The following is a 20,435-nucleotide window of genomic DNA, read 5'->3' on the forward strand; positions in this document are numbered from 1 at the left end:
GCTGCACGGACGATGCCCGCCGAGCAGGGTGGCGAGGACCATCGAACCGGCATGAACAGCAGCAGAGGAGCGGTCGGCATGACGCTGGAGCAGTGGGCGGCGGCCGGCGTCGTGCTGGGCGCGATGCTGAGCGCGCTGACCCTGGCCGTGACGGTGAGCCGGCCGCTGCGCCGGCTGGCCCGGCAGAACGAGGAGTTCCGGCAGGACTGGTACGGGGTGCCCGCGAGACCGGGCCACGACGCCGTCGCGGGGGTGCCGGAGCGGTTGCGGCGGATCGAGAGCCGTCTCGACGGGGTGGAGAGCCGCCTCGACGACCACCTCCGGTCGCCGCACGGCGGTCAGCTCAGTCCATCGATCGTTCGGCATATGCGAACCCGGACGGAGCAAGGTTGATCTGCAACTTGCACCCGGTGAAGAGTACCGATGGTGAGTTCCCTGTCACGCCCCGTCGCCGCCATCTGGATCCCCGCCCACGTCGACCCGATCGAACCCCACCTCATGGCCTGCCTGGACCACACGAGGCGATGCCGCTACGACCTCCTCGGGATCGTCACCACCGCACCGTGGGACGAGGTCCGGCAGATGATGCTCGACGGCACCGTCGACGTGGTGGTGGTCGCCGCGCGGGAGCACCTCCCGCCGGACCGCACCCCGCGGATCGAGGTGGCCGCGCAGGGGACCCACCCGTCGGCGTCGTCGCCCCGGGGCCCGGTGCCGCCGCGCCGGCGCCGCCCGCACCAGGGCTGACCGCGCGGCCCGGCGGTCAGCCATCGACCGTCGTGACCTGGAACGCGTTGCGGACGTGCTCGGGGTCACCGTACGGTCGCGGTTCCCGGCAGATATGGTGCGTCCTAACAATCGTTAAGGCGTTACAGGTCGGCACCCCCTCGGAGGCAGGCATGGCTTCGGTGATCGTCAGCGGCGCGCGGACCCCGATGGGGCGCCTGCTGGGCAACCTCAAGGACCTCCCCGCGACGAAGCTCGGCGGCGTCGCGATCAAGGCGGCGCTGGAGCGCGCCGGCGTGGCCCCGGACCAGGTCCAGTACGTGATCATGGGCCAGGTGCTCCAGGCCGGCGCGGGCCAGATCCCGGCCCGCCAGGCCGCCGTCGAGGCGGGCATCCCCATGTCCACCCCGGCGCTGACCATCAACAAGGTCTGCCTCTCCGGCCTGGACGCCATCGCCCTGGCCGACCAGCTCATCCGGGCCGGCGAGTTCGACATCGTGGTGGCCGGCGGCATGGAGTCCATGACCAACGCCCCGCACCTGCTGCTCGGCCAGCGCTCCGGCTACAAGTACGGCGACGTGACGGTCAAGGACCACATGGCCCTGGACGGCCTCACCGACGCCTGGGACTGCTGCTCGATGGGCGAGTCCACCGAGCGCCTCGGGGCGAAGCACGGCATCACCCGCGAGGAGCAGGACGCGTTCGCCGCGGCCAGCCACCAGCGCGCCGCCGCCGCCCAGAAGAACGGCCACTTCGCCGACGAGATCACCCCGGTGATCATCCCGCAGCGCAAGGGCGACCCGCTGGTGATCAGCGAGGACGAGGGCATCCGTCCGGACACCACCGCGGAGTCGCTGGGCAAGCTCCGCCCCGCGTTCACCAAGGACGGCACCATCACGGCCGGCAGCTCCTCGCCGATCTCCGACGGCGCCGCCGCGGTGGTCGTCATGAGCAAGGCCAAGGCCAAGGAGCTGGGGCTCACCTGGCTGGCCGAGATCGGCGCCCACGGCAACGTGGCCGGCCCGGACAACTCCCTGCACTCGCAGCCGTCCAACGCCATCAACCACGCGCTGAAGAAGGCCGGCCTGGCCGTCTCCGACCTCGACCTCATCGAGATCAACGAGGCGTTCGCCCAGGTCGGCATCCAGTCCGCGCGGGACCTCGGCGTCAGCACCGACAAGGTGAACGTCAACGGCGGCGCCATCGCGCTCGGCCACCCGATCGGCATGTCCGGCGCCCGGCTGGTGCTCACGCTGGCGCTGGAGCTCAAGCGGCGGGGCGGCGGCACCGGCGCGGCCGCGCTCTGCGGCGGCGGCGGCCAGGGCGACGCGCTGATCATCCACGTCCCGAACGGCGCCGAGAGCTGACCGTGAGCGCGAGGAGTGAGCCGGGTCTCCGAGCCCCGCAGCCGCGAGCGAAGGCAGCACCGTGACCGACGATGTCCAGAACGTCCCGGCGGCGGCCACCGGCTCGGTGCGCCGCAGCCGGGACGTACCCCTGCTTGTCGAGCGGGCCCGCGCGGGCGACCCCCGCGCGGTGGCCCGGCTGATCACCCTTGTCGAGTCCGGCGACGAGGTGCTGCCGCAGGTCGCGGCGGCCCTCGCCCCCTACGCCGGGCACGCCCAGGTGGTCGGCCTGACCGGCTCGCCGGGCGTGGGCAAGTCGACCACCACGAACGAGCTGGTCCGGGCGCTGCGGGCGCGCGGCCACCGGGTGGGCGTGCTGGCCATCGACCCGTCCAGCCCGTTCACCGGCGGGGCGATCCTCGGTGACCGGGTCCGGATGCAGGACCACGCCACCGACCCCGGCGTCTACATCCGCTCGATGTCCAGCCGGGGCCACCTCGGCGGGCTCTCCGCGGCCACGCCGCAGGCGGTGCGGGTGCTGGAGGGCGCCGGCTGCGACGTGGTGCTGGTGGAGACCGTCGGCGTCGGCCAGGCCGAGGTCGAGGTGGCCTCCCTGGCCGACACCACGCTGGTGCTGCTGGCCCCGGGCATGGGCGACGCCATCCAGGCCGTGAAGGCCGGCATCCTGGAGATCGCCGACGTCTTCGTGGTCAACAAGGCCGACCGGGACGGCGCCGACGCCACCGTGCGCGACATCCAGGGCATGATCGCCCTGGGCGAGCGAGGCCCGGGGGAGTGGCGGCCGCAGGTGGTCCGCTCGATCGCCGCGCGCGGCGAGGGCATCGACGACATCGCCGCCGCGATCGACAAGCACCGCGACTGGCTGGAGCGCCACGGCGAGCTGCGCCGCCGCCGGGAGGCGCGGGCCGCCGCCGAGATCGAGGCCATCGCGCTGGGCACCCTGCGGGACCGGATCGGCTCCCTGCGCGACGGTACGCAGCTGCCGACCCTCGCGGCGAAGGTGGCCGAGGGCGCCATCGACCCGTACGCCGCCGCCACGGAACTGCTGGAGCAGTTGGGCGCCTGACCGCCGGCGGGTTTCGACCGGCTGCCGCCAAGGGCACAGTGCCACCGACGGCCCGGAGGCGGGGGGGTGGCGCATGGCGGCGGACGAGGCTCCCGCGGGGCCGGACCGGGCACCCGTCTCCGCCGGCTGGGGTGGCCGGCGGCTGCCGGTGTCGGCACTGCCGGGCCTGGCCCTCTTCGTCGTGCTGGCGGTCTGCGGCCTCGTCGGGCTGAGCGGCGGAATCGCGGACGGCGACGGGCCGCTGATCGTGGGTGGGGCCTTCCTGCTCCTTCTCTTCGGGTCCCTGGCCGCGTTCCTCGTCGCGGCCTCGTCGCGGGGCTCCGGCGCCGGGACGACCCTGGTGCCGTCGCCGGGCGGTGGCGGCCGTGCGGTGCGCTTCGCCTACTCGACCGTCACCTACGTCCTGTTCGGCGCGGTGGTCGTGAGCTGCGCCGTCGCCCTGCTCGGCTTCGCCGTGGCGCTGGGGGTCCGGGGCGGCGCCCTCAGCCGCGTGATCGCGGTCGTCCTGGCCGGTGCGGCAGTGCTGCTCGGCTGGTACGTCGTGGTGATGGTCCGCCACGCCCCCGGCGGCCTGCTGCTCTCCCCGGCCGGGATCGCGCACGCGGGGCTGACCACCTTCTACTCCGTGCCGTGGGTGGCCGTGCACGCGGTGGAGGCGCGGAGGCTCGGCACGACGGTGCTGGTGGTGAAGGCGGAGCCGTCGCCGCAGAGCGTGCTGCGCCGGTACACGGGCCGGTTCGACACGGGGGAGCTGCGGTTCCTGCCCTTCCTGGTCGTGCGCACCTACTGGCTGGCCGCCGACCGGGAGGCCGTGCTGTCCGCGCTGGCCTTCTACCTGGCCCGTCCCGAGCTGCGGGGCGAGCTGGCCACCCCGGAGGCGGTACGCCGGATCGCCGAGGGGCGTACCCGGGCCTGAGGGGTCCACTCCGGATCCCGGCCGGCTAGTACGCTCGCACCGGCCCGGCGACGGTCGTGGGGCCGGAGACGTGGGCGGGTAGGGCATGGCTGACGAGGCGACCCAGGAGCTGACGGTGACCCCGAACGCGGTGGCGGGCGGTGCGACGCACGTCTCCGACGAGGTGGTGGAGAAGATCGCGGTGGCCGCCGCGAAGTCGGTGCCCGGGGTGGCCGAGCTCGGGGGCGACGTGGCCCGCTTCTTCAACGCCGTGCTGGACCGGGTCGGGCTGGACCAGGTCGGCGACGCCCGGCGCGGCTGCTCGGCGCATGTCACCGACGGCGCGGCCGTGGTCAACCTGGTCATCGTGATCGGCGGCGGCCGGCCGGTGCCCGAGGTGACCGACGCGGTGCGGGTCGCGGTGACCTCGGCGGTCGAGGCGTACGGGCTGCGGGTCGACGAGATCAACATCCGGGTCGACGACGTGGCGCTGGGCGGGCCGGTGGCGCCCTCGGCCTGACCCGGGTTACCGGCCGGTACGCACTTCCTTAGCGATCGTTCAGGCTGGCGTTCTACACTCGGTCTGACCCCTGGACTCGAGGAGGAGCTCCGCGCATGGACGCCGACGAGATCGCCGCCGGTCGGGCCCGCTGGCAGGCCCGCTACGACGCCGCCCGCAAGCGCGACGCGGACTTCACCACGCTCTCCGGGATGACCGTGGACCCGGTGTACGGCCCGCCCGAGGGGGTGCCGTACCCGGGCTTCGAGCGGATCGGCTGGCCGGGCGAGTTCCCGTACACCCGGGGTTTGTACCCGACCGGCTACCGCGGGCGGACCTGGACCATCCGGCAGTTCGCCGGGTTCGGCAACGCCCAGCAGACCAACGAGCGCTACAAGATGATCCTCGGGGCCGGTGGTGGCGGTCTCTCCGTCGCCTTCGACATGCCGACCCTGATGGGCCGTGACTCCGACGACCCGCAGTCGCTCGGCGAGGTCGGCCACTGCGGCGTGGCGGTCGACTCGGCCGCCGACATGGAGGTGCTCTTCGACGGCATCGACCTGGCCGGCGTGACCACCTCGATGACCATCTCCGGTCCGGCCGTGCCGGTCTTCTGCATGTACCTGGTGGCCGCCGAGCGGCAGGGCGCCGACCTGTCCACTCTGGACGGCACGCTCCAGACGGACATCTTCAAGGAGTACATCGCGCAGAAGGAGTGGCTCTTCGACCCGGAGCCGCACCTGCGCCTCATCGGCGACCTCATGGAGTACTGCGCCCGGGAGATCCCGCGGTACAAGCCGCTCTCGGTCTCCGGCTACCACATCCGCGAGGCCGGCTCGACCGCCGCGCAGGAGCTGGCGTACACCCTGGCCGACGGGTTCGGCTACGTCGAGCTGGGGCTATCGCGGGGGCTGGACGTCAACGTCTTCGCCCCGGGCCTGAGCTTCTTCTTCGACTCCCACGTGGACTTCTTCGAGGAGATCGCCAAGTTCCGGGCCGCCCGCCGGATCTGGGCCCGCTGGCTGCGCGACGTCTACGGCGCCACCAGCGAGAAGGCCCAGTGGCTGCGGTTCCACACCCAGACCGCCGGGGTGTCTCTCACCGCCCAGCAGCCGGTCAACAACGTGGTGCGGACCGCCGTGGAGGCCCTGGCCGCCGTGCTCGGCGGCACCAACTCGCTGCACACGAACGCCCTCGACGAGACCCTGGCCCTGCCCACCGACGAGTCGGCCGAGATCGCCCTGCGCACCCAGCAGGTGCTCATGGAGGAGACCGGGGTCGTCAACGTCGCCGACCCGCTCGGCGGCTCCTGGTACGTCGAGGCGCTCACCGACAAGATCGAGGCCGAGGCGGAGGAGATCTTCGCCCGGATCCGGCAGCTCGGTGGCGAGGGGCCGCACCAGATCGGCCCCATGACCTCGGGCATCCTGCGCGGCATCGAGGACGGCTGGTTCACCGGCCACATCGCCGAGTCGGCCTTCGTCTACCAGCAGGCGCTGGAGAAGGGCGACAAGCGGATCGTCGGGGTCAACTGCCACACCGGCACCGTCGCCAAGGACCTGGAGATCCTGCGCATCTCGCACGAGGTCGAGCTGGAGCAGCGCCGGGTGCTCGCCGAGCGCAAGGCGGGCCGCGACGACGCCGCGGTCAAGGCCGCCGTGCAGCGGATGGTCGAGGTCAGCCGGACCGGCGAGAACATGATCCCGGCCATGCTGGACGCGGTCCGGGCCGAGGCCACCCTGGGCGAGATCTGCGACGCGCTGCGTGCCGAGTGGGGCGTCTACCGCGAGCCCGCCCGGTTCTGATCGATCGCGCGGGTGCCGGCCGTCCCGGCACCCGCGCCGACCAGGCGTGAGAGTTGCAACTGTCGCCGTCGCGGTTGATCTGAGTTCCGCGGGACACGTGCGAGACTAGATAACCATGAGCGACCCACGGATCACCTCGTCGATCTTCACCCGCGGCGCGGTCGACCTCAGCGCGTTGCGCGGCACCCCGGAACCCTCCCGTCCCACCACCCCGAGCCAGGCCGGCCCCCCGGCCGGCGTACCCGGCGGCCCGCCGGCGGGTGGTGGCGTGGCCGTCATCGACGTGACCGAGGCGACCTTCCAGTCCGAGGTGTTGGAACGGTCGCTGACCACGCCCGTGGTCGTGGACTTCTGGGCCGAGTGGTGCGAGCCCTGCAAGCAGCTCTCGCCGGTGCTGGAGCGCCTGGCCGCCGAGGGCGAGGGCGCCTGGGTGCTCGCCAGGGTCGACGTCGACGCCAACCCGCGGCTCGCCCAGATGTTCCGGGTCCAGGGCATCCCCATGGTCTACGCGGTGGTCGGCGGCCAGCCGATCGACGCCTTCTCCGGCGTGGTGCCGGAGGCGCAGCTCCGCCAGTGGATCCAGGCCATCCTCAAGGCCGGTGGCGTCACCGTAGCCGAGCCGGAGGACCCGCGGCTGATCGAGGCCGACGACGCGCTGATGTCCGGCGACCTGGAGGCGGCCGAGGCGGCGTACCGGAAGATCCTGGCCGAGAGCCCGGCGGACGCCGCGGCCGAGGCCGGCCTGGCCCAGGTCGGGGTGGCCCGGCGGGTGGCCGGCGCCGACCCGCGCGCCGCGCTCGCCGCCGCCGAGCAGGCCCCCGACGACATCGAGGCGCAGCTCCTCGCCGCCGACATCGAGGTGCTCAGCGGCCTCGCCGAGCAGGCGTACGCCCGCCTCGTCGGCCTGGTCCGCCGCACCTTCGGCGACGACCGGGAGAAGGTCCGCCAGCACCTGGTGTCGCTGTTCACCATCGCCGGCCCGGACGACCCCGCCGTGGCGTCCGCCCGACGGGCCCTGGCCAGCGCCCTGTTCTGAGTTCACCGCACGCCAGCGCGGGCCGGCGTACCGGCCGGCCCGCCCGACCACCGAGGACGGGAGCCCATGATGCGCCGGATCGCCGTCCTCGACGCGCCGACGAACCTCGGCCTGCGCCCACCCACGTCCACCTCCGTCCCGGGCTGCGCCAAGGCGCCCGGCGCGCTGCGCGACCACGGCCTGCTCGCCCGGCTGCGGGCCCGCGACGCCGGCTGCCTCACCCCGCCCCGGTACGACCCCGGTGACTGGCGCCCCGGCGACGGGGTCTGCCACGCCCGGGAGATCTCCGGCTACTCGGTGGCGCTTGCCGACCGGATCGGCGCGATCATCGACCGGGGCGAGTTCCCGCTGGTGCTCGGCGGGGACTGCTCGGTGCTGCTCGGCTCGGCGCTGGCCATGCACCGGCTCGGCGAGGCGGTCGGCGGGCGGGTCGGGCTGGTCTTCGTCGACGGCCACTCCGACTTCCGGCACCCCGGCAACGCCTCGTACGTGGGCGCGGCCGCGGGGGAGGACCTGGCCCTGGTCACCGGCCGGGGGCAGGCCGACCTGGCCGCCATCGAGGGGCGGCGCCCCTACTTCCGGGACATCGACGTGGTGGTGCTCGGCATCCGGGCGCAGGACGAGTACCGGCTCGACCTCCAGGCCGCCGGCATCACCACGCGACCCGTGCCGGCCCTGCGCGCCGAGGGGGCGGCCCGCACCGCCCAGTGGGCGCACGAGCAGTTGGCCGACTGCGCCGGCTACTGGGTGCACATCGACGTGGACGTGCTCGACCCGGCGGTGATGCCCGCGGTGGACGCGCCCGACCCGGGCGGGATCGCCTTCGCCGAGCTGGAGATCCTGCTCGCCGGCCTGGTGGACACCCCGCACTGCCTCGGCGTCGAGCTGACCGTCTTCGACCCCGACTACGACCCCGACGGGTCGTACGCCGCCGAGATCGTCAACACCGTGGTGGCCGGGCTCGCCCCGGTCGCCGCACCCGGCGCCATGCCGCCCCGGCTGCTGCCGGCCGGCCCGGTCGCGCCGGCGCCCCGCCCCGGCAACGGCCGGCCGCCCGCCCGCGACGTGCTGCCCGGCCCGGCGGCGGTCCCGGCGCCGGCCGTGGCGGTGGAGCCGATCGGCCCGGCCCCGACGGAGGAGCCGGACGAGGCAGAGGCGGACGAGGCGGAGCCGGACGCGACCCGACCGGGTGCCGACATCGCCTGACCGGCGCCGGTCAGCGGGCCGCGAGGCCGCGCAGGAACCGCTCCGCGATCGGGACCGCGCTCGTCGTGCTCGACCCGCCCTGCTCGACGAAGACCGCGAACGCCACGTCGCCCTGCCAGCCGACGAACCACGCGTGGGTGTGCGCCGGGTTGTTGTCGTACTCGGCGGTGCCGGTCTTGCCGTACACCGGCTCGCCGGGGACGTCGGCCAGCGCGGCGCCCGTGCCGCCGGTGACCACCGCGCGCATCATCGTCTTCACCGCCGTCACCGACTCCGCCCTGAGGGCCGGGCCGGCCGGGGCGGGCTTCGCCGGGGCGGGGTCGAGCAGCAGCCTGGGCTGATCCCAGTGGCCGCGGGCCACGGCGGCGGTGGCGCCGGCCATGGCGAGCGGGCTGACCACTGTCGTGCCCTGACCGATCGCGGCGGCGGCCTGCTCGGTGGCCGAGCCGTTGGCGGAGACCTTGCCGGTGAAGGCGTCGGCGCCCAGGTCCCACTCGCTCTCCAGGCCGAGCGTGCGGCCGGCCTGCGCCAGCCCGTCGGGGCCGAGCCTGGGGGCCAGGGCGGTGAAGGCGGTGTTGCAGGACTTCGCGAAGTCGGTGGTGAACGGGACGTCGCCCAGCTCGAAGTTGTCGGAGTTCTTGAACGAGCGGCCGTCGACCTCGAACGTCTTCGGGCAGCGCACCGTCGCTTCCGGGGTCACCGCGCCCTTGTCGAGCAGGGCGAGCGCGCTGACCATCTTGAACGTCGAGCCGGGCGGCACCTGGGCGGTGAAGGCCAGGTTCTCGCCGGCCGCGCCGGGGCCGTTGGCGGCGGCAAGCACCGCGCCGTCGCTGATCCGGAGGGCCACCAGGGCGGAGCGTCGGGTCTGGCCGCGCAGCGCCGCGTCGGCGGCGTTCTGGGTGGCCACGTCGAGGGTGGTCTTCACCGGCTGGCCGGCCTTCGGCTCGCCGCGGAACACCTCGACCCCGGTGGGCGTGCTGGTGCCGTCGGGCGCCGGGTGCTGCGTGATCACGGTGATCCCCGGGGCGCCGCGCAGCCGGTCGTCGTAGCGGCCCTGGAGGCCGCCGTGGCCGACGAGGTCGCCCCGGACGTACTTGTCGGGGTGGGCCTTGAGGTCGTCGGCCTGGGCCGGGTCGACCGAGCCGAGCAGGGCCCGGGCGAACTCGCGGGTCGGGGCCAGGAAGAGCTGGTCGGACTGGAACCGGGTGCCGGGCAGGTCGTAGATCCGGGGCTTGATCTGGCGGTACGCCTCGTCGCGCAGGGTCACCACCTCGACCAGCGCGCCCCGGTCCGCCTCCTTCAGGCGCTGGGGCAGGTCGGCGAGGTCGACCGGCGGGGTGAGCGCGGGCCGGATCGCCTTGAACGCGGCGTCGAGCTTCCGGACCAGGGCCTTCACGTCGGTGACCTCGCCGGGGGTGACCTGCACCCGGACCACCGGGCGGGGCGCCACGAGCGGTGCGCCGGCGGAATCCAGCACGCCGGCCCGGGGCGCGGCCTCCCGGCGCAGCGCGAACCGGTCGCCGGGCTCCAGCTTCTCGTGCACGACGGTCGGCTCCCAGATGACCTGCCACTGGTCGTCGGCGCCGTGCCGGAGGCGTACCGGATTCTCGTAGGTCCAGGTGGTGCCGCCCGGCAGCGGCCAGGTGAGCCTGACCCGCGCGGTGGCGATGTCGCCCTCGACCTTCACGTCGCCGGTGCGCTCGAGCTTCGGCGGGGTGTCGGCCAGCTCGCCGGCGAAGGACCGGAGCTCCTTGGTCACCTCGGTCGCGGCCACCTTGGCGCCGGCCGGGTCGATGAAGCCGACCGCCTGGAGGTCGCCGGAGCGCCAGCCCTTCAGGAAGGCGTCGACGCTCTGCTCCGGCCCGTCCTCGCCCGAGCATCCGGTCAACGCGCCCGCCGCCAGCACGGTGGCGGCGAGCGCCGCGAGGACCCGGCGGCGAGGGGAGAGGCGGGGGCGGACGGGGTACGACAGGAGCATGAAGGAGTCCCTCCGGTTTGAGACTGCCCTGCACGCTAGTACGACGCGCGGCTCCCCACGGCCCCGGCACGGCCCTTGCGCAGGCAAAGATCGCCCTGTGGCAGTGTGATGAACATCGCCAGTCCGGGTACTCCGCGACCGGCCGACCACGTACCCGCAACGGGTGAAAGGACAGAGTCCCGATCCGGACGTCCGGCCGGTGGTCCGCCGACAAAGGGGCACAGCGGCAGGGCCTAGGCTGGGCGGCAGAGTGACCCACAACGCGGTGGGTCGAGGGGAGTGGCACCGATGGACCGGCGTCCGGCGATCAAACCGGGACCCGACCTCCGGCAGGCTGACACCAGCCGGGACGATGACAGCTTCGATTCGGCGACCGACGGGGACGGTTTCGGCCGTCTCGACACAGGAGTGACCGGGATGACCGGTTCCAGCATCGACACCCTCTACGACCTGGGCCTGCCCGCGCAGGCACTGGGCGACGAGACCGAGGATGCCGAGCTGGACGAGCCGGTACCCAACGCGGAGCGCCTGGTCGCCCAGGCGGTCGCGCTGGCCGGGGACGACCACGACGCGGCCACCCTGGTGGGCCGCTTCTGGCGGTTCGCGCCGGACGAGGAGCTGATCGGCTTCACCGCCGAGGAGATGCTCGACGCGGCCCGGGCCCACCGGGACCTCGCCCAGCAGCGGGTACCGGGCGAGCTGAAGCTGCGCATCCACGAGCCGGACGCCGAGCAGCACCACACCGTGATCGAGATCGTCACCGACGACATGCCGTTCCTGGTCGACTCGGTGACCGCGCTGCTGAACTCGCACCACCTCGACGTGCACCTGCTGGTGCACCCGCTGGTCGTGGTGCGGCGCGAGCCGCTGGGCCGGCTGACCGAGGTCTCCGCGGACGTGGAGCCGGACGACGCGATCGCCGGCGACCTGGTCGAGAGCTGGATGCGGATCGAGATCGACCCGGTCCGTGACGCGGCCGAGCGGGAGAAGCTGCGCCGGGAGCTCCAGCGGGTCCTCACCGACGTGCGGGAGGCCGTCGAGGACTGGCCCAAGATGCGGCAGCGCGCCCTGGCGCTGGCCGACGAGCTGGCGTCGGCGCGCACGTCGGACAACCGCCCGCCGGTGCCGGAGAAGGACATCACCGACTCGGTGGAGCTGCTGCGCTGGCTGGCGCACGACCACTTCACCTTCCTCGGCTACCGGGAGTACCGGCTGGTCGACACCGACGGCGCGGACGGCGGCCAGGCCCTGGAGGCCGTCCTCGGCACCGGGCTGGGCATCCTGCGCTCCGACTCGCCCGAGGCGCGGTCGCTGAACTCGATGACCCCCGAGGCGCACGAGAAGGTGCTGGAGAAGCGCCTGCTCATCATCACCAAGGCCAACTCGCGGGCCACCGTGCACCGGTCGGCCTACCTCGACTACATCGGCTTCAAGATCTTCAACGACTCCGGCGAGGTGGTCGGGGAGCGGCGCTTCCTGGGCCTGTTCTCCACGGCGGCGTACCGGACCAGCGTGCAGGAGCTGCCGGTGGTCCGGCGCAAGGTCGCCGAGGTGCTCGACCGCTCGGGCCTGAGCCTGCGCAGCCACTCCGGCAAGGACCTGCTCCAGATCCTGGAGACCTATCCCCGCGACGAGCTGTTCCAGATCAAGACGGACGACCTCTACCACGCCGTGATCGGCGTGCTCCGGATGGCCGGCCGTCGGCAGCTGCGGGTCTTCCTGCGGCGGGACGCGTACGGGCGGTTCATCTCCTGCCTGATCTACCTGCCGCGGGACCGGTTCACCACACAGAACAGGCTGCGCATGCAGGACATCCTGCTGCGCGAGCTGAACGGCGTCGGGGTGGACTACACCACCCGGGTGACCGAGTCGATGCTGGCCCGGGTGCACTTCATCGTCCGGACCGACCCGAACAACCCGCCCGGCGACATCGACGCCGACCTGCTCGCCGAGGAGCTGGCCGACGCGACCCGCCTCTGGGACGACGACTACCGGCTGGTCCTGGAGCGCAAGCTCGGCGACGAGCAGGCCAAGCACCTGTTCGCCCGGTACGCCGACGCCTTCCCGGAGGGCTACAAGGACGGGCACACGCCGTACGAGGCGATGAAGGACCTGGCCAAGCTGGAGCTGCTGGAGGAGTCCGGCCAGCTCGAGATGCACCTGTTCCGCAAGCAGCTCGCCGGGCGCACGAACGGGGCCGGCCGGGCCGTCGAGGTCGACGAGACCATGGACGTCCGGTTCAAGGTCTACCGGTACGGCGAGCCGATGATGCTCTCCGCCGTGCTGCCGGTGCTGCACTCGCTCGGCGTCCGGGTGGTCGACGAGCACCCGTACGAGGTGGAGCGCGTCGACGGCCGGATCTGGCTCTACGACTTCGGGCTGCAACTGCCCGAGGCGCACCAGGAGCTGGCCGAGGTCCGCCCGCACGTGGAGAACGCCTTCGCCGCCGCCTGGCGGGGCGAGGCCGAGGTGGACGGCTTCAACGAGCTGGTGCTCCGGGCCGGGCTCACCTGGCGGCAGGTGGTGGTGCTGCGGGCGTACGCGAAGTACCTGCGGCAGGCCGGCACCGTGTTCTCGCAGGAGTACATGGAGCAGACCTTCATCGCGTACCCGAAGATCGCCTCGCTGCTGGTGGAGCTCTTCGAGACCCGGTTCGCACCGGGCGCGTCCACCCTGGACGAGCGGCGGCAGCGCAGCGGCGAGCTGGTCTCGGCGATCGGCGAGGCCCTGGACGACGTGGCCAGCCTCGACCAGGACCGGATCCTGCGCTCCTACCTGACGTTGATCCAGGCCACCCTGCGCACCAGCTTCTACCAGAAGCCGGTCGGCGGGCGGCCCAAGTCGTACGTCGCGTTCAAGCTGGACCCGCAGGCGATCCCGGAGCTGCCGGCGCCGCGGCCCAAGTTCGAGATCTTCGTCTACTCGCCCCGGTTCGAGGGCGTGCACCTGCGGTTCGGGCCGGTGGCCCGGGGCGGCCTGCGCTGGTCCGACCGGCGTGAGGACTTCCGCACCGAGGTGCTCGGCCTGGTCAAGGCGCAGATGGTGAAGAACGCCGTGATCGTGCCGGTGGGCGCCAAGGGCGGCTTCGTGCTGAAGCAGAAGCCGGGCGACCGGGACGAGGCGGTGGCCTGCTACAAGGAGTTCGTCGGCGCGCTGCTCGACGTCACCGACAACATCGCCAGCGGTGAGATCGTGCCGCCGGAGGACGTGGTCCGGCACGACGCCGACGACCCGTACCTGGTGGTGGCGGCGGACAAGGGCACCGCGACCTTCTCCGACATCGCCAACGAGATCTCCGCCGCGCACAACTTCTGGCTGGGCGACGCCTTCGCCTCCGGCGGCTCGGCCGGCTACGACCACAAGAAGATGGGCATCACGGCCCGGGGCGCCTGGGAGTCGGTGAAGCGGCACTTCCGGGAACTGGGGCACGACACCCAGACCCAGGACTTCACAGTGGTCGGCGTCGGCGACATGTCCGGCGACGTGTTCGGCAACGGGATGCTGCTGTCCAAGCACATCCGGCTGGTGGCCGCCTTCGACCACCGGCACATCTTCCTGGACCCGGACCCGGACGCGGCCACCTCGTGGGACGAGCGGAAGCGGCTGTTCGACCTGCCCCGGTCGTCCTGGCAGGACTACAACCCCGAGCTGATCTCGGCCGGCGGCGGCATCTACCCGCGTACCGCCAAGTCGGTGCCGGTCTCGCCGCAGGTGCGCGCGGTGCTCGGCCTCGACGACGACGTCACCCAGCTCAGCCCGCAGGAGCTGATGAAGGCGATCCTCACCGCGCCGGTGGACCTGTTCTGGAACGGCGGCATCGGCACCTACGTGAAGGCGTCGACGCAGACCAACGCCGAGGTCGGGGACAAGTCCAACGACGCCATCCGCGTGGACGGCAAGAGCCTGCGCTGCCGGGTGGCCGGCGAGGGCGGCAACCTGGGCTGGACCCAGCAGGGCCGGATCGAGTACGCGGCGGCCGGCGGCCGGATCTACACCGACTTCATCGACAACGCGGCCGGGGTGGACTGCTCCGACCACGAGGTGAACATCAAGATCCTGCTGAACACGGCGGTCGCCGACGGCGCGCTGGACATGCCGGACCGCGACGAGCTGCTGGCCCAGATGACCGACGAGGTCGCCGAGCTGGTGCTGCGGGACAACTACGACCAGGCCCGGGCGCTGAACAACGCCCAGGCCCAGGCCGCCTCGCTGCTCCCGGTGCACCGCCGGATGATCAGCGAGCTGGAGCGGGCCGGTCAGCTCGACCGTGCGCTGGAGGCGCTGCCGTCGGACGAGGAGCTGGCGGTACGCGGCGAGAGCGGGCTGACCGCGCCGGAGTTCGCGGTGCTGCTGGCGTACGTGAAGATCGTGCTGGAGCGGGAGATCGTCAGCGAGGGGCTGGCGGACGAGGAGTGGACGACCGACGTCCTGGTCAACTACTTCCCGACCCCGCTGCGGGAGCGGTTCGCCGACCGGATGGGCCGGCACCGGCTGCGCCGCGACATCGTCACCACCGTCCTGGTCAACGAGGCGATCAACCGGGGCGGCATCACGTTCGTCTTCCGGGTCGTCGAGGAGACGGCCGCGTCGGCGGCCGACGTGCTGCGGGCGTACGTGGTGGTCCGCGAGGTGTTCCGACTGCGCGAGCTGTGGGACGCGGTCGAGGCGCTGGACAACAAGGTCTCGCCCGAGTTGCAGACCAGCGTCTACCTGGACACCCGCCGGCTGCTCGACCGCGCGGTGCGCTGGCTGGTCACCAACCGGCGCTCGCCGATCGACGTGCCGGGGGAGATCGCCCGGCTGCGGGACGGGGTGGCCCGGCTCCTGCCGGAGCTGGAGAACCTCTTCTACGGCACCGAGCGGGAGGCGATCGCCGCCCACATCGACTCGCTGACCGGCAAGGGGCTGCCCCGCGACCTGGCCGAGCAGGCGACCCGGCTGATGTACAGCTTCGGCCTGCTCGACGTGGTGGAGACCGCCCGGTCGACCGGCCGGGACGTGAGCGAGGTGGCCTCGGTCTACTTCGTCCTCTCCGACCGGTTCCGGGTGGACGCCCTGCTGTCGAAGATCTCCCTGCTGCCGCGGGAGGACCGCTGGCAGACCCTGGCCCGGATGGCGCTGCGCTACGACCTGTACGCCGCGTTGGCCGCGCTCACCGCGGAGGTCCTCGGCTCCACCCCGGACAGCCTCCCGCCGGTCGAGCGGGTGCAGGAGTGGGAGCAGGCGAACGCCACCTCGATCCACCGGGCGCACCGGGCCATGGGGGAGTTCGACGAGTCCCGCGCCGACCTGTCCGCCCTGTCCGTGCTGCTGCGGCAGATCCGCACCCTGGTGCGGACCTCGGCGGCGGCCTGACAAAGTACCAACGCCGGCGCGGCCGGGTGGTGGGATGACCGACCACCCGGCCGCGCCGTTTCACGCCATGCTGGCGAACGCGATGACGTTGTCGACGTAGCTGCGGCTGCTCTCGTCGAACGCCCCACCGCAGGTGACCACCCGCAGGCCGGGCGTGGCGGAGGGGCCGTAGACCAACTCGGTGGGGAAGGCCGTCTTCGGGTACGACTTCACCTCGGTCACCGTGAACGTGACGGACGAGCCGTCCTCCCGGGCGATCGAGATGGTGTCCCCCGTCCGGAGCGCGCCGAGGTTGAAGAAGACGGCCGGCCCGAGCTTGGCGGAGTCGACGTGGCCGACGATCACCGCGTTGCCCTCCTCGCCGGGGCTGGGCCCGGGGGAGTACCAGCCCGCCTTCATGGCCTGCTCCAGCGGGGGCACCTGCGCCGTGCCGTCCGGGTTCAGGCCGAGGGTCATGATCTCGGCGTGCACGCCGATCCGGGGGATCGAGATGGTCGTCGGGGTCGACCGGGGCAGTCCGGCGGCGGTGAGGTCCGGGTGCGCCGTGACCGGGGACTGGCCGTCGACGGACGCCTGGTCGGCGGTCTCCGCGGCGACGCGGCCGCCGGGGCCCGGGATGGCGGTCGGCGACGGCGACGGGTCGGCGGGCCCGGCCTGGGCGAGCGGCTGGGGCGGGCGGGGCGGCGGCACGGTCCGCACCGACGCCCCGATCATGCCGGCGCCCACCATGGCGAGCAGGACGACGACAGCGGCGCCGGCGGCACGCCACGGTTTCCCGTGACGGCCGCCGGCCCGTGTCGCCGTCCGGTCAGGCGAGGTCATCGCCCCGACGCCGGCGCAGCAGGATCATGCCGCCCAGGGCGGCGGCGCCGATGACGCCCACCCCGCTGGCGGCCATGTTGCGGTCCAGGCTGGTGGTGGTCATGCCACCGTCACCGCCGTCGACGTGGCCACGCGGCATGCAGTCCTTGCGGTCCTCGTCCTTGCGGCCGTGGTCCTTGCCGTCGTGGTCCTTGCCGTCGTCCTTGCCGTCCCAGCTCCGGTTGTCCCAGTCCTTGCGGTCCACGTCCTTGCCGTCGTGGTCCTTGCGGTCCTCGTCGCGCTGGTCCCGGTCCTTGGCGTCGTGCTCCTTGTTGTCCCGGTCGTTGCGCTCGTCGTTCTTGCCGTTCTCGTCCTTGCGGTTCTCGTCCTTGCCGTCGTGGTCCTTGCGGTCCCGCTCGTCGCCGGGCTGGTCGGCGACGAGGCCGCCGCCCTGGCCGTCGGCGCCCGGCTGCCAGGAGTCGCTGCCCTGCCAGTCCTTGCGCTCCTCGCCCTTGCCGTCGTCGTGCTTGCCGCCCTGGTCCTTGCCGTTGTCGTACCCGCCGCCGTTGTCGTACCCGCCGTTGTCGTACTTGCCGTCGTCGTGCTTGCCGTCCCAGTCCTTGCCGTCGCGGTCCTTGCCGTCGTCGTGCTTGCCGTCCCGGTCCTTGCCGTCGTGGCCCTTGCGGTCCTCGTCCTTGCGGTCGTGGTCCTTGCGGTCCTCGTAGCTCCGGTCCCAGTCCTTGCGGTCCCAGTTCTTGTGGTCCCAGTCCTCGTGCTCCCCAGAGCAGGTACCGGGAAGGCTGACCTGCGGCTTGGCGACGGCGTCCGCGCTGGCCGCGTTCGCCGCCCCGGGCGAGAACAGCAGCAGGGACGCGCCACCGAGAGCGGCACCCGCGACGAGCTTCCCGAGCATCTTCTTAGCCATGACCTGCGTCACTCCATCCCTTTTTGTCCTGAGCCCGCCTTCAGTCGAGCTACGACCGACGTTAGACCGGTTCACGACTTATCCGGGGAAAGATTCGTGTTTAGGAGTTTGTTGGCTCTGGGAGCGATACGGGTGCTAAGCCCCTTTAGAGACCGGGCCGTACCCGTGGGACCGTGGCGCGACGAACCCGCCGCCGTGTCCGGTCGGGCGGTGTTCCATCGAGCCATTGCCATGGAAGCGCTCCCATGCAAGAATCGCTGCACGCGGTTCGGGGAGCCACACCGCGAGCTCAGACGTCGAGGGCAGCCGGGTCACCGGACGGCGTCCGACTCCCCGACCGGTCCCCGCGGGCCGGTCGTCCACCACCACCATCACGCCCGTCCGGGTCGGGCACCCCCGAGAAACCCGTGGCGCCGGCCGTCCCGTGGCGGACGTCCGAGCGCCTTTCCACCGGGCCGTACGCGGATCCGGTCTCGCCCAAGGAGATCAGTGGCATGAATCTGTGGAGAAGGCTGTCCGGCCGCAGCCGGGCGCTCGCGCTGACCGGCGCGGGTGTCCTGGTCGCCGGTGGACTGGTGACCCTCCCGGTCACGGCGGCGCAGGCCGCGACCCAGTGCAGCGTGGACTACACCACCAGCGACTGGCCCGGTGGCTTCACCGCGACGGTGGTCATCAAGAACATAGGTGACCCGCTCAGCTCGTGGAACCTCGGCTTCACCTTCCCGAACAGCAGCCAGAAGGTGCAGCAGGGCTGGTCGGCGAAGTGGTCGCAGAGCGGTCAGAACGTCACCGCGCAGAACGAGTCCTACAACGGGACGCTGGCCACCGGCGCCAGCACCAGCATCGGCTTCAACGGCGCCTGGAGCGGCAGCAACCCGAAGCCGACCCAGTTCACGCTGAACGGCACGGTCTGCAACGGCGGCACGCCGCCCACCTCGACCCCGCCGACGACCACCCCGCCGCCCACGTCGCCGCCGCCCACCACCCCGCCGCCCACGTCGCCCCCGCCGCCCGGCCAGAAGGTCGACAACCCGTACGCCGGGGTGAAGGGGTACGTGAACCCCGAGTGGAAGGCCAAGGCCGAGTCGGTGTCCGGCGGCAGCCGGGTGTCGAACAACCCGACCGCGGTGTGGATCGACCGGATCGCCGCCATCAACGGCACCCCGAACAGCAGCTCCAACGGCGCGATGGGGGTCCGTGACCACCTGGACGCCGCGCTCGCCCAGGGCGCCGGCTACATCCAGTTCGTCATCTACAACCTGCCCGGCCGGGACTGCTCGGCGCTCGCCTCCAACGGTGAGCTGGGCCCCGACGAGCTGCCCCGCTACAAGGCCGAGTACATCGACCCGATCGCCGCGATCCAGGGCGACGCGAAGTACAAGAACCTGCGCATCGTCAACATCATCGAGATCGACTCGCTGCCCAACCTGGTGACCAACACCTCGGGCAACGCGGGCGGCACCGTCATGTGCGACACGGTCAAGGCCAACGGCGCGTACGTCAACGGCGTGGGTTACGCCCTGGCGAAGCTCGGCGCGATCGGCAACGTCTACAACTACATCGACGCCGCGCACCACGGGTGGATCGGCTGGGACAGCAACTTCGGCCCGGTCGCCGACCAGCTCAAGGCCGCCGCCGTCGCGTCCGGCAGCACGGTGCACAACGTGCACGGCTTCATCGTCAACACCGCCAACTACTCCGCGCTGAAGGAGCCGTACGTCAAGGTCACCGACTCGGTGAACGGCCAGACCGTGCGGCAGTCCAAGTGGATCGACTGGAACCAGTACGTCGACGAGCTCTCGTTCGCCCAGGCGTTCCGGCAGAAGCTGGTGTCGATCGGCTTCGACAGCGGTATCGGCATGCTGATCGACACCTCCCGCAACGGCTGGGGCGGGTCCGCCCGGCCCACCGGCCCGGGCCCGCTGACCAGCGTCGACGCCTACGTCGACGGAGGCCGGGTCGACCGGCGCTACCACACCGGCAACTGGTGCAACCAGGCCGGCGCGGGCCTCGGCGAGCGGCCGCGGGCCAACCCGGAGACGGGCATCGACGCGTACGTCTGGGTGAAGCCCCCGGGTGAGTCGGACGGCTCCAGCACGGCCATCCCGAACGACGAGGGCAAGGGCTTCGACCGGATGTGCGACCCGACGTACACCGGCAACGCCCGCAACGGCAACAACCTGTCCGGCGCCCTGCCGAACGCGCCGATCTCCGGTGCGTGGTTCCCGGCCCAGTTCCAGCAGCTGATGCAGAACGCCTACCCGCCGCTCTCCTGATCCGGCGGCCGGCCCACCCGCGGCGGCGGGAGTGAGGCACCGCCGCGCGGGTTCCCCGGGCCCCTGGTCGACCCCACGTCGACCAGGGGCCCCCGGGCGTCAGGGGACCGTCTTCTCGATCGCCGCCCGGCCCAGCTCGTCCAGGTCGCGGCGGGCCCGCTCCAGGTTCTCCGGTGTCATGTCCTGACCCCGGGCCATCACCAGGTCCTCGGGGTCCCACGGCTGCTCCGCCCCGGTGCGGATGTTGTCCCCGCCCGCCCCCGTACCGGTGCCGGTGGCCCCGGTCCCGGCCGCGTACGGGTCGCCGAGGAGGTCCGGCGAGCCCGTGTCGGGCACCGCGCCGTCGGGCTCGGTGAAGACGGGATTGTCCGGGTCGGCGCCACCGGTGCGCAGCTGCGGCACCGTGCTGTCGTCGTCCACCGCGGCGGCCACCTCGGGGGTCTCCTCCAGCGGCCGCTCGCCACCGCGGTCACGATCCGTCATGCTGCTGCCCTCCTGTC

At 72.6% G+C, this 20,435-nt stretch carries 15 protein-coding genes; 11 read left to right on the forward strand and 4 right to left on the reverse strand.

Features of this window, described 5'->3' with window-relative positions:
* Positions 1–51 precede the first annotated feature (51 nt).
* The 9 genes from GA0070603_RS25530 to GA0070603_RS25570 all read left to right on the forward strand — a co-directional run bounded on the left by GA0070603_RS25530 (position 52) and on the right by GA0070603_RS25570 (position 8,600).
* Positions 52–393: a hypothetical protein gene (locus GA0070603_RS25530; RefSeq protein ID WP_139131931.1), complete on the forward strand. Its 342-nt coding sequence runs from the start codon at positions 52–54 to the stop codon at positions 391–393.
* Between the two features lie 30 nt (positions 394–423).
* Positions 424–747, forward strand: coding sequence for a hypothetical protein (locus GA0070603_RS25535; RefSeq protein ID WP_091318810.1), 324 nt, complete (start codon positions 424–426; stop codon positions 745–747).
* 152 nt (positions 748–899) lie between these two features.
* The gene (locus GA0070603_RS25540) at positions 900–2,093 is read left to right on the forward strand and encodes an acetyl-CoA C-acetyltransferase (protein ID WP_091318812.1); all 1,194 of its coding nucleotides are present in this window, start codon (positions 900–902) and stop codon (positions 2,091–2,093) included.
* 61 nt (positions 2,094–2,154) lie between these two features.
* Positions 2,155–3,159 (forward strand): methylmalonyl Co-A mutase-associated GTPase MeaB, encoded by a 1,005-nt coding sequence (gene meaB / locus GA0070603_RS25545; RefSeq protein ID WP_091318814.1) that lies wholly within the window; start codon positions 2,155–2,157, stop codon positions 3,157–3,159.
* Positions 3,160–3,232: 73 nt separating this feature from the next.
* On the forward strand, positions 3,233–4,075 hold the full coding sequence (locus GA0070603_RS25550; RefSeq protein WP_091318817.1) for a hypothetical protein: 843 nt from the start codon (positions 3,233–3,235) through the stop codon (positions 4,073–4,075).
* A gap of 85 nt (positions 4,076–4,160) precedes the next feature.
* The gene (locus tag GA0070603_RS25555) at positions 4,161–4,574 is read left to right on the forward strand and encodes an Asp23/Gls24 family envelope stress response protein (protein ID WP_091318819.1); all 414 of its coding nucleotides are present in this window, start codon (positions 4,161–4,163) and stop codon (positions 4,572–4,574) included.
* Between the two features lie 95 nt (positions 4,575–4,669).
* Entirely contained in the window at positions 4,670–6,358 is a 1,689-nt protein-coding gene (icmA, locus tag GA0070603_RS25560) for a coenzyme B12-dependent isobutyryl-CoA mutase large subunit (protein ID WP_091318821.1), read from the forward strand.
* A gap of 115 nt (positions 6,359–6,473) precedes the next feature.
* Positions 6,474–7,394, forward strand: coding sequence for a tetratricopeptide repeat protein (locus GA0070603_RS25565; protein WP_091318824.1), 921 nt, complete (start codon positions 6,474–6,476; stop codon positions 7,392–7,394).
* 66 nt (positions 7,395–7,460) lie between these two features.
* Positions 7,461–8,600 (forward strand): arginase family protein, encoded by a 1,140-nt coding sequence (locus GA0070603_RS25570; protein ID WP_091318826.1) that lies wholly within the window; start codon positions 7,461–7,463, stop codon positions 8,598–8,600.
* 10 nt (positions 8,601–8,610) lie between these two features.
* Here GA0070603_RS25570 and GA0070603_RS25575 read toward each other — a convergent pair whose 3' ends face one another.
* Positions 8,611–10,578, reverse strand: coding sequence for a penicillin-binding transpeptidase domain-containing protein (locus GA0070603_RS25575; protein WP_091318828.1), 1,968 nt, complete (start codon positions 10,576–10,578; stop codon positions 8,611–8,613).
* A 288-nt stretch (positions 10,579–10,866) separates the two neighbouring features.
* On the opposite strand from GA0070603_RS25575, the gene GA0070603_RS25580 reads away from it, so the two are divergent.
* Entirely contained in the window at positions 10,867–15,933 is a 5,067-nt protein-coding gene (locus tag GA0070603_RS25580; protein ID WP_091318831.1) for an NAD-glutamate dehydrogenase, read from the forward strand.
* 60 nt (positions 15,934–15,993) lie between these two features.
* Here GA0070603_RS25580 and GA0070603_RS25585 read toward each other — a convergent pair whose 3' ends face one another.
* Together GA0070603_RS25585 and GA0070603_RS25590 are read right to left on the reverse strand one after the other, a co-directional pair.
* Positions 15,994–16,755 (reverse strand): class F sortase, encoded by a 762-nt coding sequence (locus GA0070603_RS25585; RefSeq protein ID WP_091318833.1) that lies wholly within the window; start codon positions 16,753–16,755, stop codon positions 15,994–15,996.
* Positions 16,742–17,659, reverse strand: a complete 918-nt coding sequence (locus GA0070603_RS25590) for a hypothetical protein (protein ID WP_091322303.1) — start codon at positions 17,657–17,659, stop codon at positions 16,742–16,744. Before GA0070603_RS25590 ends, GA0070603_RS25585 begins: the two co-directional genes overlap by 14 nt.
* Positions 17,660–18,153: 494 nt before the next feature.
* Between GA0070603_RS25590 and GA0070603_RS25595 the strand changes: the two genes are divergently transcribed.
* Complete coding sequence (locus GA0070603_RS25595; protein WP_091322304.1) at positions 18,154–19,935, forward strand: glycoside hydrolase family 6 protein; 1,782 nt, start codon at positions 18,154–18,156, stop codon at positions 19,933–19,935.
* A gap of 99 nt (positions 19,936–20,034) precedes the next feature.
* Here the strand turns inward: GA0070603_RS25595 and GA0070603_RS25600 are convergent, their stop codons facing one another.
* The gene (locus GA0070603_RS25600; RefSeq protein WP_091318835.1) at positions 20,035–20,418 is read right to left on the reverse strand and encodes a hypothetical protein; all 384 of its coding nucleotides are present in this window, start codon (positions 20,416–20,418) and stop codon (positions 20,035–20,037) included.
* Between the last annotated feature and the right edge of the window lie 17 nt (positions 20,419–20,435).

The sequence above is a fragment of the Micromonospora chersina genome (assembly GCF_900091475.1).
Lineage (GTDB): Bacteria > Actinomycetota > Actinomycetes > Mycobacteriales > Micromonosporaceae > Micromonospora > Micromonospora chersina.